A 13916-nucleotide genomic window follows, 5' to 3' on the forward strand; every position below is an offset into this window, starting at 1 on the left:
GGTTTACTTGAAAAGAAATACCAAATTAAACATTTTTCACGAAATAGAGTATTACAATTTTGAAAGATCATTTATAAAACAAAAGCTGCCCGTTTTTAGAGCAGCTTTATATTTATTCTTCAACTTTCTTATTTCTATTAATAAAATAATATACAGGAAGTCCGAGCAAAACCAATAAAAATCCGGGCCAGGTGTATTGTTGCTTATAAATTAAAAGTAAAATACAAAATCCTGCCCCAATCAATAAATAAACAATTGGCGTGATTGGATATAACCATGTCTTGTAAGGCCTTTCCAGATTGGGCTGTTTATATCTTAAATAGATTACTCCAAAAACCGTAATCATATAAAACAGTACGATAACAAAGGAAATCATATCTAAAAGATTCCCGTACTGACCGCTCAGACAAAGTAAGGAAGCCCAAATTCCCTGCATCCACAGAGCATTGGCAGGAACTTCATTTTTATTGTTTTTTTCAGCTTTCTTAAAAAACATTCCATCTTTTGCCATCGTCTGGAAAACCCTTGCTCCTGCTAAAATCAATCCGTTATCACAGCCAAAAGTAGAAACCATTACCAATACCGCGATAATTATGGTTCCTGCACTTCCGAAAATAGAATGAGAAGCTGCAACCGCTACTCTGTCATTTTCTGCAAACGCAATGGCATCTCTGCTTAATGCGTTTAAATACACATAGTTTACGGCAATATATAAAATGATAACAGCCGAGGTTCCATAAATCATTGATTTTACGACATTCCTCTTTGGATTCTCAATTTCTCCAGAAACAAAAGTTACACTTTCCCAAGCCACAGAACTGAAAACAGAGCCAACCATTGCCGCGGCAATTCCGCCCATTAAAGTCATTCCGCCAATAGGTTCCCAACCTTCTTTCAGAAAGTTTCCAAGTGTGTCTTTTTTAAGGTTATTAAAAGAATCCATTCCAAAACTGAAGTTTTCGGCCATATGAGAAATATCCACCAGCATAAAACCGGCAGCTATTAATCCTACTAATGCAATAATTTTAGATCCTGTGAATATGTTCTGCAGCAATTTTCCGCTTTCTACCCCTCTTGTATTGATATACGTAAGTAAAAGAATAATGGCGATCGCCAGAATCTGAATCCAGGTAATTTTAAACTCTCCACTCTGAAAAATAGGTGCTGCATCATTTAAAGCAGGAACCAAATAGGCTGTAAATTTTCCAAATGCCATAGCTACAGCTGCAATAGTTCCGGTCTGTATCACTGTAAACAATCCCCATCCGTACAGGAAACCCATCTTTTTTCCGAAAATTTCTTTAAGATAGGTGTATTGTCCACCTGCTTTTGGATACAATGCGGAAAGTTCTCCGTAGCTTATTGCTGCGGAAACAGTCATAATTCCGGTAATCACCCAGACAACGATCATCCAGAATCCTGACCCTAAATTTCGCATCATATCGGCGCTTACAATAAAAATTCCGCTTCCGATCATAGATCCCATTACCAGCATAATGGCATCCCAAAGTTTTAGTTTTTTCTGCATAGTGAAATATAGGCTTCAAATATAGATAAATATGCAATGAGTTTGGAGTTTTGTTTCAAATTTCAAAAATAAGTCTGTTTTTTATCAATTTTTTCTGCATTTATGATTCAATTTTTATTACTACTTTTGAAAAAAATATAAAAATGAAATTCAAAGCAATATTATTTGCAGTAACAGTAAGTGCATCTTCTTTAGCTTTTGCACAGGAATCAAAAAAATCAGGTCCACCGGCAGGAAAAGCACTTGTAGGTGATACTTACGGTGGAGGTGTAGCTTCCAATGTAGAATCCAAAGCTATCTCAGTAGATAAATTAAGCAAAAAGCTTAAAAAAGAGAAAAAAGTAGAAAATGTTGCGATAAAAGGAAAAGTAACGGATGTTTGTGATAAAAAAGGATGCTGGTTAACAATCCAAACCGAAGATAATTCTAAGTTTTTCGTAAAAATGAAAGATTATGCGTTCTTCGTTCCTACTGCCTTAAAAGGTAAAACAGTGGTAATGGACGGAACGGCTGAAAGAAAAGTAACTTCTGTAGATGAGCAGAAACACTATGCAGAAGACGCTAAAAAACCTCAGGCTGAAATTGATGCCATTACAACACCGAAAGAAGAAATCAGATTTGTAGCCAACGGAATTAAGGTGGTAAACTAATAAAACAAAATTGTTATTCTGAATGAAGTGAAGAATCTTATATTTCTCCTCTTGTCAAAATGACAATGATATAAAATAAAAGCGGAACAATTAGTTCCGCTTTTTTAGTCTTCTATGGTAAAGTTTACTTCTGCATCCAGTTTAGGATATTTAGTCGCCGAAATAAATTTCTTTCCTGTACAATCTATTTCCAGCCAGCCTTTTCGCTGTTTTACATCTCCTACTTCCATGACAAAAGGAATAAAAGATATTTCATCCTTGCCCTCTTCTTTTATTTCTCTGTATTGTACCGCCACATCTAAGATACATTCATGTTCTGTATTCAGCTTTACATTTCTATAGATGATATCGTAATGCGTTTCTCTGTTCTCCGGAATGTCAAGATAACCTTCCCATCCGTCAATCCCTGAATTAAGTTCACTGATCGCCTTTAATGCATAGTAGAGCGCAATTGTATAATATTTTCTCGTTCCCTGTCTGGTATAGTCATCTACAAAATGTCCTCCTTCAAATAAAATAGTAGGCATTCCTGCTTTAATAAAGTTATCTCCTGTAGAAGTCGGATAAAATTCATCTGAATATCTGCCGATCTGATTCGGGATCATCTCCTTTAAATGATTATAAACATTAGCAATTACTGCCATACATTTTTTTCGATTCTCCGTCACCGTTCTTTCCACATCTTCAGAAGGAGCAAGAAAAGATAATGTAGCAGGATGAATTCCATTTGTACTAAAAATAGTTCTTTGCTCATGAAGATTAAGAGCATAATCATATTTTTTAGAAGCCACCGCATTTTTAAGAAATTTAATCTCCGTACTTGCTTCGTTGTGGAAATCTCTGTTCAAATCAATCTCTGCAGCATTCAGTCTAGTCCATTTCTCCGAACCGTCAGGATTTAACATAAAAATAAAATCCAGTTTTATCTTACTGAACAACTCTTCCTTCAGCTGAGGAGCTTTATCTAAAATCATTAACAAATCCAGCATCGCGTGGGTTGCATTCGATTCGTTTCCGTGCATTTGTGACCACGCAAGAACGGCAATATTACCATTCCCAACAGTTAGTTTATAAATAGGTTTTCCTAAATAGGATTTTCCTATCTCCTGAATATAGTTGCTGAGATTCTTCTGTAGATAAGAAAATAATTTTTCAGGGGAAATATAGCGATTAGGGAAATCAGGATTTTTCTGATAGATCTGCTCAAAGTTCATATTGTAATAATTTACAAGAGTCAAATTTAGCCATTTTTAAGGAAAAAATAAAATTAACATTTGTAATCATATTAAACAATGTAAATTGCCAGAATGTCTGTGGATAAAATTGTGGATTAACAATAATTCAATATAATTAAATCATAAATCTTAAAATCAATTAGTTACAGTGTTTATTTAAATGTTAATTTAAAATTTACTTTAAGTCCAATTTCTTCCATTTATCAACATTTGGGTGTAATTCTATTAAACATGGAAAACTGTGGAAAATGCTGTTAATAATTATATTATACAAATGTAAATTGTTGATAATTTAAGCTTGAATTTTGAAATTTAGCCTACATTTTAAGTTGAATATATTCCTGTAAGTATTTTAGAAGTTTAATAGATCAGCAAAATATTTCTATTTTACTATTTATCATCAAATAGCCTTATATCGGCTGCTTCCAGTCATTTATCAGCTTAAATTAATGCTCTCAAATCGCATTTTACCTATGTAATCAGGCATTTATGCTATCTCCCACTCTATATCTTTTAATTTCCATAAAAAAGCTTCGTTATTGCCTATTAATAGGATATTTATTTAGCCATATAGAATTAAAATTTTTGTTAAGTCATTTATCTCATCTTTTACTTTAAGTAAAATGTAAAAAAGTGAATTTTGGGGAAAATTTGTTTATTAAAAATTGTCATATAATTTTATAAACAATATAAATACTTGTTTATTAGATAATTAATACTATTTACAAATGTATTGTCAATAAATTTAAAATTGTTTACATTTGTATTTTGCATTTGTAAACTTTATTTTTACATTTGTAACACGATTAAAAATCAATTTTTATGAGTTTAAACGAGAGAATTTCCAAAGTTATAGAGTATTCCAATCTTACCTCATCCGAGTTTGCTGACGAGATCGATGTTCAACGTTCTTCTATTTCGCACATCACTTCGGGAAGGAACAAACCTTCTTTAGAATTTATCATAAAAATAAAATCACGCTTCCCTGAGATTCTTTGGGACTGGCTCGTAACAGGTGAAGGTCAGATGCTGAAATCCGGTTTACCCGAAGCCAAAGAAATTCCTGAAGAGAAAACTGAAGAAGAAGTTTTAAAACCAACCTCTCTTCCCGATCTTTTTACAATGATGAATGACGATGAAGATTTAGGGTCAGAAGAAACTGAAATTAAGTCTCTAAAACGAAGTCCTGGAGAATCGTTTATACCGCATCAAAGTACAGCACAGGAAAAAATATCCGATTCTCAGCGATTAGAAAATTCTCAGCAGCAAATAATTAACCAAGTGCCTGTAAACCAGCAAAGTAAGATAAAAAGAATTGTTTTGTTCTACGAGAACGGAAAATTTGAAAGTTTCGAGCCATAAAAAAAGTCTGATCAAAAAATGATCAGACTTTTTTATTTTTATATTCAAGGAAAAATTATCTTCCTTTTCTTCTTTCCAGTTCTTTTTTGATAAGACCTAACTCTCTTCCGGTTTGTCCGGCAACAGAAGTATTTTCCTGGGCTCTTCTTGTAAGGTAAGGAACTACATCTTTCACAGGTCCGTAAGGAAGGTATTTTGCCACATTATAGCCCTTATCAGACAGATAGAATGTTATGTTATCACTCATCCCGTAAAGCTGCCCAAAATACACATGAGGATTATCATTTTCAAGATTTTTAGCCTTCATTTTATCCATGATCAGCTCAGAAGAAATCTCATTGTGTGTTCCAAAGAATGCAGACACTTTATCCAAATGATTCATTACAAAATCAATTCCTGCATTATAGTTCTTATCTGAAGATTCTTTGTTAGGCTGTATCGGATCTGGATATCCTTTTTCTGCTGCTCTGGCTCTTTCTTTTTCCATATAGGCACCACGAACAATTTTATATCCAATAAAATACCCTTTTTCTCTTGCTCTCTGAAGGTTTTCTTCCATGTATTCCAGTCTTCCGGTTCTATACATCTGGATGGTGTTCCAAACAATGGGCTTTTCCTGATTGTATTTTTCCATCATTTCTTCACAAAGATGGTCTGCAGCATCCTGCATCCAGGTTTCTTCTGCATCTACCATCACCTTTTTATCATGTTCATGACAAAGTTTGCATACTTCATCAAATCTTTTTACCACTCTTTCCCATTCTTCTTTTTGGCTGGAAGTAAGTTCTGCATTTTTACCAACAGCTTCATACAAATCGATTCTACCGAAAGCTGTCGGTTTAAAAACGATAAAAGGAATCGCCGGATTTCCCACAGAAAATCTTACGATATCTTTAATCTCATTACAGACCGCATCGAAAGTTGCTTCATCTTCTTTTCCTTCAATAGAGTAATCAAAGATACTTCCAACACCTCTTTTAAACAGCTGTTTCACTACTTTCATACTTTCTTCGCGGGTTTCTCCGCCACAAAACTGCTCAAATAAAGTATTCTTTACAATTCCGGTAACAAAAGGAAAATTATTATGAACGGTGAAATTAAGAACAGAAGTTCCTATTTTAGTCAGTGAAGGCTGTTCAATCATTTTGAACATCCAATACGCTTTCTTTAACTGTGCATCAGATTTATCTGCGAATGCAACTTTAGTATCGTTAAAAATGGGCATTACAATTATATAGTTTAGGGTTTTGCAAAGGTAAGCATAACCGTAGTTTTTTAAAGAATTTTTTCTATAATTTATTCTCTATTCCGTTGAGCAGCATTGCAATAATACCGACAAAAACCCAAAATCTCAAAATATTAAGTGTCAGGAATTTACTTTTTCTAGAGTAATTTAAAATAAGGTAAACACATAGAATGATAACGAATAATCCTCCTGTAAAATAATAAGCCATAAAGCCGGAAATCCCGGTACGGGTAATCAGTTTCATTGAAACTGCCATCGTGATGATCAGCAGTGAAATAATAATAATCTTAGTGTTCCTGTTCGTAAAATAATTGGGAATGGTAATATAATCAAAAACCTTATCCACTCTTTTCGTTAATGTATCTTTTACAATATCAATGCATAAGAGAATCAGAAACAGAAAAACTGCCATCAATAAAACCTTCTTTGAAAAGGTTCCATAATATACCATCATTCCAAAGAAAGGATATAAGGTAAGGCTTACAAAAGTGAGATTATTTAAAATTAAAACGCGACTTAATTTATGGCTATAAAACCACATAAAAAACTGGTATACAACAAAAAACAAAAATACTCGATGCGAAATCAGCCAAGCTACTCCTAAAGAGAGAACACTTAAAAACAGATAGACATATAAAAAATATTTCTGCTTAATAAAGCTTTGAATTCTGGTTCTGAATGGCTTTACCAGGTGATCTTTTTCAAAATCATAAAATTGATTAATGATTCCTCCAGCTAGAATCGTAAGAACCGTACAGAAAATAATACCATGAACCTTAAAATCAAAGACAAATTTTCTGAAATTCTCATCCTGATTAAAAAGGAAAAACGTGGAAACGTATAAGGCAAATGTAAGTAAGGCAGCAACAAAAAAGCGAGCTCCTAAAAGAAAGCCCACAAATTGTGAAAATCTATAAAATAAAGATTTTTGAATATAATTTTTCTGTTGGAAAGTTTCTTTTTCAGAATTCATTCCAGGCTGTTTAAAATCTGTAAATCACTTCTTTTTGGAAACCGTCAAGCATTTTTTCAGCTTTTTCATAGTCTTGAGTAAAGCCTAAAATATATCCTCCGCCACCACTTCCGCAAAGCTTCAGATAGTAAGCATTAGAGTCTAAGCCCTTTTTCCAGATATTAAAAATACTTTCAGGAATCATCGGACGAAAATGTTCATAAGCCCAATGAGAAAGTTTTTTAAGGTTTCTAAAGAAAGGATTCATATCTTTTTTAAGGAAAGACTCTATACAGGCATTATTATAGCGAATAAACTCTTCTTTCAGCGTTTTACGGAAACCTTCTGTCTTCATTTTTTCAAAGAAAATCTGAATCATAGGTCCTGTTTCGCCTGTAATTCCTGAATCTATAAGGAAGATAGCCCCTTTCCCGACCTGACCGTCCGGAATAGCGACTTTATCTAAGTTTTCTTTATTTTCGATAAGAATCGGAAGATTCATATAGCAAATCAACGGATCCATTCCTGAGCTTTTCCCATGAAAATAGCTTTCCATTTCTCCAAAAACTGCTTTCAGGTTTTTTAAATTTTCTTTGGAAATGGTTTCCGGATTAAACTTTTTAACAGAATATTTTTCAAAAATAGCGGCAACCAAAGCTCCTGAACTTCCTACTCCGTATCCTTGCGGAATATTGGAATCAAAGAAAAGCCCGTTGGAAATATCTGTTTTAAAATGTTCAATATCAAGTTTAAAGTCTTCAGGAAGGCTTAAATCAGCCAAATAATCTGAATATTTCTGCAGATGATAATTTGATTTTTTTTCAAACTCTGACGAAAGGTCAGAATATTTTAAAGTTCCTTTATAAAAACTGTAAGGTACTACCAAACCTTGGGAATCTTCAATCATTCCGTATTCACCAAACAAAATTATTTTTGCGTAGAATAATGGGTTTGTCATTTCTTGTAAAGCAATTTTAAAACTTTATACAAAGTTACTATAATTCTGCTGAATATTAACAAATTTTAAGCCATACTGTTTATTAGATCTTAGATTTTAAAAATCTTATAAGTAGAGCTCCTGCTGCAAAAAACGCCGACATTGTTATGAATGCGTACTGCATATTATGAAACTTCTGAATAAACACACTGAAAATAAGCATTCCGCAAATGATTGCAATTTTTTCAAGCACATCATAAAAACTGAAATAGGTCGTGTTTTCCATAGAATTTTCCGGCAAAAGTTTAGAATATGTAGATCTCGACATTGCCTGAAGACCACCCATAACCAAACCAATTAAACCTGCCAAACCATAAAACTGAAGCTGTAGATTCGGATTTTCCTTGTTTAACGAATACGCTGATAAACAACATATAATCCATATAATAACTGCAATCGTAATTACATTTTTGTTCCCTATTTTCTTAGATAATTTTGAGAAAAGGAAGGCACCAAAGATTGCAATAATCTGAATGACCAAGATTGTAATAATCAATTTATATTTATCTGCTTCTTTCGGGAAAATTACCGTACTTCCGAAAGGCACTGCCATCAAGAAAATAGTCTGCATTCCTACACTGTAAAAGAAAAAACTAGACAGGAAGAATTTTAAACCTCTATCTGAGAAAAGTTTGCTCCCAACACTAAATAATTCTCTAAAACTCTCTTTGGCAATATCTTTATAAAAACTTAGATTATCTTTTAGCACTTCAAAAAATCCTCCTTGTTCTTCGTGTTTTTTAAATATGTTCTTATAATTTAGAAGCACTAAATCTTTAGGAAGTTTTTCTTTCACGTCCCCAAACTGAGGCAAATGTTTAAAGGTGTATTGTGAGAAACCAAACCACCAAGCTCCTGTTAATAAAAAGCTGACTCTTATGTATATTTTAGCTTGTTCAGGGCCTTTAGCAACCATTTGGATCAATACCAAACAGATAATCAATAAAACAACAGAGCCAATATACCCGTAAATATATCCTTTGGCAGAAAGTGCATCTTGTTTTTCCGGAGTTGCAATATCGGGTAAAAATGAATTGTAAAACACCAAACTTCCCCAAAAACCAACACTTGCAGTAATGCTAAACAGTAAACCTAGAAATACATTTTCCATACCGGTAAACATTGCCAATCCCATACAGGAAGTCGCTCCAAGATAACAGAAAAACTGCAGGAAGGATTTTTTATTTCCGATGGTGTCTGCCAAAGAGGAAAGAAACGGAGATAAAAGCACGACCAAAATAAATGAAATAGCATAAGAAAAGCTCAAAACAGCTTCTGGTTCATACGCTTCTCCAAATATTTTAATCATATTTCTCACCGGAATTTCCTGAATTTCTTTTGCCTCAGGAACGTATTCTTTTTTATTATAAGCAGTTGTGAGAATGGTATAATAAATAGGAAATATGGCAGATGTAATTACTAAGGAATATACTGAATTCGCCCAGTCATATACAGCCCAGGCTTTCATTATTTTAGGGTTATTCTTTATAATTTGAGGTTGTGGATTCTCAATTTCAGACATTTCAAAAAAGTATTAGTAGCACAAAAATAACAAAACCTCTGAATATTCGGGGGTTTTTATTTTTTTTCAGTGAAATTTTATTATTGGGTTAAAATTAAGTCACTTTTGAGATGATAATTAAACCGTATATAAAGACAAAAATCCGAAAGCATACTTAACTTTCGGATTTTTATCTACGATTAAAATAAATATTACATATTCTCAATAACAATCGCTGAAGCTCCACCGCCACCATTACAGATCGCTGCAGCACCATATTTAGCGTTGTTTTGTTTTAAAACGTTGATCAAAGTAACAATAATTCTTGAACCTGAGCTTCCAAGTGGATGACCAAGAGCAACTGCTCCTCCGTTTACATTTACTTTAGAGGCGTCTAATCCTAAAATTTTATTATTTGCCAAACCTACTACAGAGAATGCTTCATTAAATTCGAAGAAATCTATATCTGTAAGCTCTAATCCTGCTTTTTTAAGAGCAATCGGTAATGCTTTTGAAGGTGCAGTCGTAAAATCTTCCGGAGCCTGAGCTGCATCCGCGTAAGAAATAATTCTTGCCAAAGGTTTAAGACCTAATTCTACCATTTTCTCTTTAGAAACAAGGATCAAAGCAGAAGCTCCATCATTAAGAGTGGATGCGTTTGCTGCTGTTACCGTACCTTCTTCTTTTTTGAAAACTGTTGGAAGCGTCGGAATTCTGTCAAAACTTACCGCTTTATATTCTTCGTCTTCAGCAAAAATAATAGGTTCTCCTTTTCTTTGAGGAATTGAAACAGAAACGACTTCTTCAGCAAATTTCCCTTCGCTCCAAGCTTTTGCCGATCTTTTATAAGATTCAATAGCAAAATTATCCTGTTCTTCTCTTGTAATGTGATAATCGGCTGCACATTTCTCTGCACAAACTCCCATATGAACTTTGTTGTAAACGTCTGTAAGCCCGTCAAGAACCATCCCGTCCAACATTTTAACATCTCCTAATTTTGTAGCATTTCTTGCATTATAGTAGTGAGGAACTGAAGACATATTTTCCATACCTCCCGCTACGATGATGTCTGCATCTCCCGCTTTAATTGCCTGTGCAGCCATAGAAACGGCTTTCATTCCTGAAGCACAAACTTTATTTACTGTAGTAGAAGGTGTTTCAATAGAAAGTCCGGCACCTAATGCCACCTGACGAGCCGGAGCCTGTCCTTCACCTGCCTGTAATACATTTCCCATATAGATTTCCTGAACCAGTTTTGGATCAAGACCAATTTTATCTAATGCTCCTTTTACAGCAACAGATCCTAATTTCGTAGCCGGAACTGTTGATAAGCTTCCCATAAAACTTCCCATAGGAGTTCTTACTGCGGAAACAATGAATACTTCTTTCATGTCTATACTTTTATTTTTATTTAATTTTTGAACCTTTCGGTTATCTCTATATTTAATTTAATTTCTTTGTATTATCCTTTACTACAATCATCAGAAAAGCTCCTAAAAATTCTACCATCCAGCCCCACTTTAATTTAACTACGCCCGCCAATGTTTCTTGCCAAGATTTAAAGGGTAAAAAGCTAAAATATTCCTTAGACTGAAACTTAATGGCAAATAGGGTAAAACAGAATAGCAGCAATAATAGAATTCCGAAGATTTTTCCTATTTTAATGGTATTATTCACAATACCAAAAATGGCACAAGCCGATAAAATCCAGCAAGTAATGGCCAAATAATGATTAAGATCCCAATAATTCCAATTTCCAACCACAGGAACATGAACTAATGGCAAAAAACTGCCTATAATCACTAAAATTAACCCGACTAATTGAATATTTTTCATATTTCTTAAAGTGCCAAAATACAAAAAAAAACACACTTAAAATCAGTGTGTTTTAAAAACGTGTTATTTATAGACAATCAATTATTAATACTAAAGTTTTTAAAATAAATTTAATTAATTCACAACAAAATACATTAAATTTTGTTAACTTAAAAATTAATATATAGTAATTCTAATCCAATTTGTATCCCATATTTATTATTTATTTTAGCATTTTCATTAAAAATCGGAGTAAAATCTTTCTTTATAAATACATTTAGAGCACCATATCCTAAAGATAGCTTTCCGCCAAATAAAAAGTTGTTCACAGAACCATTAATGTTTTCCCTGTAATTCACTTTATGGTCTTCAAAATTCTTATAGATGATCTGGCTTTGAGACAGAAATCTTACTCCTCCATAAATTCCTGCTGAAATTCTAAAGTTTCCTTTGGAATTGTCCAACATTTTTTCACTGTTTTCAGTCGTATATTTAGGATTGAGAACAAAAACAAAATCAATAGGAACTGTAATGTAATTATTGCCTATTCTTGAATTTCTTAAATATCCTGTGGTAAAATCATCCAACGATATTTGGCGGTCCTGCTGAACAATAACTTTAGAGTCTGCCAATTTATAGGTATCACTTCTTACACCTAAACCAATGCGGTAAAAAACAGGTGAAGTAAGCTTTCCAAACTGTCTTGTAGTACGATATTCAATAACAAAAGAATTAGATCTTCCAAACATAACTTCTGACGAACTGTTTCCCAAGGCCAGAGAACCGGCAGATTTTGTAAGATTGGTAAACCCAAAAGAAACATTGAAATCTTCTCCTTTCAACAATTCTTTTTTAGTTTTTTTATTATCTCTAAAACTCAGAATCGCATTATTTTGTGTGTAGCCTATTCTGTCGAAAACTTTTCCCTTCCCCATCACAGAACTTTTCACAAGTTCTTTGGTAGCTTCTTCCAGAGCAACTTTTTGCCCATCTACTTTATCATTAATGATCTGTTCATATTTCTTTGCCACTTCTGTACGCTGTTTCTGTTTTTCTTCTGCAGAAAGTTTATTCTCCTTAAAAGTTTTATCCAATGTATCCAGTTCGTTATTCATTTTCGCCTTTTCCGAGACGATAATACTATCAATTTTTTTTGAATAATTGCGCATTTGAATATCTGTATAAGGTGTTTCCTGAGATTTGGCATAAGAAAATGCCAGTGCAGCCGAGAGTAAAGCAACTTTTGTTTTCATGATATTTTTTAATTTTTAGACACTATTTTACTTCCGTCCGGATTTGTCCGGAACGTTTATACTTAACAATATAATTTTTCTGATTATTTTATTTATTTTTCAGGGAATCGGAAATCACCGTAAATCCAAGAATTTTTAGAGAGCTCGGGCCTTTGATTTTTATTTTGCTCATATCAATTACCCCAAATTTTCTTTGATCGTTATAATTCTCTTCTCTTGTCTTATCAAGTTCTCTTCCGATAAGCAAATCTTCTGCGCTGATGTAGGATACTTTTTTCCGATCGGCTACAAGAGGTTTTCCAGAATTGCTTTCTGGTTTTTCGACAATTGCGGGAACTTCTGCCACGATATTTTCTTTTACCTTTAAACTTTGAAGTTGCTCAGTTTCGGATATATTTTCAGAGTGAAAATTGGATTGAGTATGACTTCTTTTTATTTCAGAAGAAATTGGTTTTTGTATTTGATTGTCATTTAAAACCAATCTTTTGTCCTGTTTTTCCAGTGGTTTAAGGATATTTTCTGACGTATTCTGAGCAATCTTTGCTTCATTGATTTGAGAAGGATGTTCTGAATTAAAATAAAACAAACTTCCCAACGAAATCACAAGAGCAATAGCAGCCGCATATTTCCACCACTGTAAAGATGGTTTTAATGCAATTTGAGGCTTTTTATCTAACTTTCCTTCCAATCTATCCCAAAGATCAGAAGAAGGCTTTATTTCAAGCTCTTCGTAGTCAGATTTTAATTTATCTAGCATATTGTTTTTCATCTTTCTTTTGTTTTAAAAAATCTGCAATCCATTTTTTAGATTTACTCAACTGGCTTTTGCTTGTACCTTCAGAAATATTGAGAATTTCTGCAATTTCATGATGTTTTTTCTCTTCAAATACATATAAATTGAAAATCAGTCTATATCCATCCGGCATTTTAGAAAAAATCTCATCCATATTAATTTCTTCTGTTTCTTCCCAGTCATCTTCAATATTCTCGATTTCATTTATTTCAACATCTGTGTAAAGGATGTTCTTGTTTTTCCTGATAAAGTTTATCGAATTATTAACTACAATTTTCCTCAGCCAGAACTGAAAGGTTTTCCATTCTCTACATTCATCAATTTTTGAAAAGCAGGTAAAAAAAGAATGCATTAAAATATCTTCTGCATCATGAAGATTATTGACATAAGAATTTGAAATAGCCAGCATTTTTGCCGAGAACATTTCGTAAAGCGCTTTCTGCCCTCTCCGATCCTGTTTTTGTGCCAGTTTAAAATTCTCTTCTAATAAATTCCTCATGTATCTGTTTCTATCTATAAGACAATGCATTGTTTAAATGGTTGCCCATAAAAACAAAAAAATTGCACTTTTTTTGAAAGTGCAA

General features: G+C 33.2%; 13 protein-coding genes. 2 read left to right on the forward strand and 11 right to left on the reverse strand.

The window, feature by feature from the left end; translation table 11 throughout:
• Window positions 1-112: 112 nt before the first annotated feature.
• Window positions 113-1528: an amino acid permease gene (locus P0Y62_04890; GenBank protein WEK70891.1), complete on the reverse strand. Its 1416-nt coding sequence runs from the start codon at window positions 1526-1528 to the stop codon at window positions 113-115.
• A 143-nt stretch (window positions 1529-1671) separates the two neighbouring features.
• Here P0Y62_04890 and P0Y62_04895 point away from each other — a divergent pair, with 143 nt between their 5' ends.
• Window positions 1672-2178, forward strand: a complete 507-nt coding sequence (locus P0Y62_04895; protein WEK70892.1) for a DUF4920 domain-containing protein — start codon at window positions 1672-1674, stop codon at window positions 2176-2178.
• A gap of 104 nt (window positions 2179-2282) precedes the next feature.
• Here P0Y62_04895 and P0Y62_04900 read toward each other — a convergent pair whose 3' ends face one another.
• Window positions 2283-3392 carry a M14 family zinc carboxypeptidase gene (locus tag P0Y62_04900; GenBank protein WEK70893.1) on the reverse strand — a complete coding sequence of 370 codons (1110 nt, stop codon included), beginning with the start codon at window positions 3390-3392 and terminating at the stop codon, window positions 2283-2285.
• Window positions 3393-4235: 843 nt separating this feature from the next.
• Here P0Y62_04900 and P0Y62_04905 point away from each other — a divergent pair.
• On the forward strand, window positions 4236-4775 hold the full coding sequence (locus P0Y62_04905; protein WEK70894.1) for a helix-turn-helix transcriptional regulator: 540 nt from the start codon (window positions 4236-4238) through the stop codon (window positions 4773-4775).
• 55 nt (window positions 4776-4830) lie between these two features.
• Here P0Y62_04905 and P0Y62_04910 read toward each other — a convergent pair whose 3' ends face one another.
• The 9 genes from P0Y62_04910 to P0Y62_04950 all read right to left on the reverse strand — a co-directional run bounded on the left by P0Y62_04910 (window position 4831) and on the right by P0Y62_04950 (window position 13831).
• Window positions 4831-6000 carry a proline dehydrogenase family protein gene (locus P0Y62_04910; protein ID WEK70895.1) on the reverse strand — a complete coding sequence of 390 codons (1170 nt, stop codon included), beginning with the start codon at window positions 5998-6000 and terminating at the stop codon, window positions 4831-4833.
• Window positions 6001-6064: 64 nt separating this feature from the next.
• The gene (locus P0Y62_04915; protein ID WEK70896.1) at window positions 6065-6994 is read right to left on the reverse strand and encodes a UbiA family prenyltransferase; all 930 of its coding nucleotides are present in this window, start codon (window positions 6992-6994) and stop codon (window positions 6065-6067) included.
• Between the two features lie 10 nt (window positions 6995-7004).
• Window positions 7005-7931 (reverse strand): mevalonate kinase, encoded by a 927-nt coding sequence (locus P0Y62_04920; protein ID WEK70897.1) that lies wholly within the window; start codon window positions 7929-7931, stop codon window positions 7005-7007.
• 82 nt (window positions 7932-8013) lie between these two features.
• Window positions 8014-9492, reverse strand: coding sequence for an MFS transporter (locus P0Y62_04925; protein ID WEK70898.1), 1479 nt, complete (start codon window positions 9490-9492; stop codon window positions 8014-8016).
• Between the two features lie 191 nt (window positions 9493-9683).
• Window positions 9684-10862, reverse strand: a complete 1179-nt coding sequence (locus tag P0Y62_04930) for an acetyl-CoA C-acyltransferase (GenBank protein WEK70899.1) — start codon at window positions 10860-10862, stop codon at window positions 9684-9686.
• A 52-nt stretch (window positions 10863-10914) separates the two neighbouring features.
• Complete coding sequence (locus tag P0Y62_04935; GenBank protein ID WEK70900.1) at window positions 10915-11307, reverse strand: hypothetical protein; 393 nt, start codon at window positions 11305-11307, stop codon at window positions 10915-10917.
• Between the two features lie 149 nt (window positions 11308-11456).
• A complete protein-coding gene (locus tag P0Y62_04940) occupies window positions 11457-12539 on the reverse strand; it encodes a hypothetical protein (GenBank protein WEK70901.1) in 1083 nt (360 codons plus the stop codon).
• 88 nt (window positions 12540-12627) lie between these two features.
• Window positions 12628-13308 (reverse strand): hypothetical protein, encoded by a 681-nt coding sequence (locus P0Y62_04945; protein ID WEK70902.1) that lies wholly within the window; start codon window positions 13306-13308, stop codon window positions 12628-12630.
• The gene (locus P0Y62_04950; protein WEK70903.1) at window positions 13286-13831 is read right to left on the reverse strand and encodes a sigma-70 family RNA polymerase sigma factor; all 546 of its coding nucleotides are present in this window, start codon (window positions 13829-13831) and stop codon (window positions 13286-13288) included. The genes P0Y62_04945 and P0Y62_04950 overlap by 23 nt, the downstream gene beginning before the upstream one ends.
• Between the last annotated feature and the right edge of the window lie 85 nt (window positions 13832-13916).

It is taken from the genome of Candidatus Chryseobacterium colombiense (genome assembly GCA_029203185.1).
GTDB lineage: Bacteria > Bacteroidota > Bacteroidia > Flavobacteriales > Weeksellaceae > Chryseobacterium > Chryseobacterium colombiense.

Coding starts and splice junctions, on each gene's coding strand:
- P0Y62_04920 (WEK70897.1), bottom strand. CDS start 7,931: ATGACAAACCCATTATTCTACGCAAAAATAATTTTGTTTGGTGAATAC.
- P0Y62_04910 (WEK70895.1), bottom strand. CDS start 6,000: ATGCCCATTTTTAACGATACTAAAGTTGCATTCGCAGATAAATCTGAT.
- P0Y62_04915 (WEK70896.1), bottom strand. CDS start 6,994: ATGAATTCTGAAAAAGAAACTTTCCAACAGAAAAATTATATTCAAAAA.
- P0Y62_04950 (WEK70903.1), bottom strand. CDS start 13,831: ATGAGGAATTTATTAGAAGAGAATTTTAAACTGGCACAAAAACAGGAT.
- P0Y62_04925 (WEK70898.1), bottom strand. CDS start 9,492: ATGTCTGAAATTGAGAATCCACAACCTCAAATTATAAAGAATAACCCT.
- P0Y62_04890 (WEK70891.1), bottom strand. CDS start 1,528: ATGCAGAAAAAACTAAAACTTTGGGATGCCATTATGCTGGTAATGGGA.
- P0Y62_04930 (WEK70899.1), bottom strand. CDS start 10,862: ATGAAAGAAGTATTCATTGTTTCCGCAGTAAGAACTCCTATGGGAAGT.
- P0Y62_04935 (WEK70900.1), bottom strand. CDS start 11,307: ATGAAAAATATTCAATTAGTCGGGTTAATTTTAGTGATTATAGGCAGT.
- P0Y62_04945 (WEK70902.1), bottom strand. CDS start 13,308: ATGAAAAACAATATGCTAGATAAATTAAAATCTGACTACGAAGAGCTT.
- P0Y62_04940 (WEK70901.1), bottom strand. CDS start 12,539: ATGAAAACAAAAGTTGCTTTACTCTCGGCTGCACTGGCATTTTCTTAT.
- P0Y62_04900 (WEK70893.1), bottom strand. CDS start 3,392: ATGAACTTTGAGCAGATCTATCAGAAAAATCCTGATTTCCCTAATCGC.
- P0Y62_04895 (WEK70892.1), top strand. CDS start 1,672: ATGAAATTCAAAGCAATATTATTTGCAGTAACAGTAAGTGCATCTTCT.
- P0Y62_04905 (WEK70894.1), top strand. CDS start 4,236: ATGAGTTTAAACGAGAGAATTTCCAAAGTTATAGAGTATTCCAATCTT.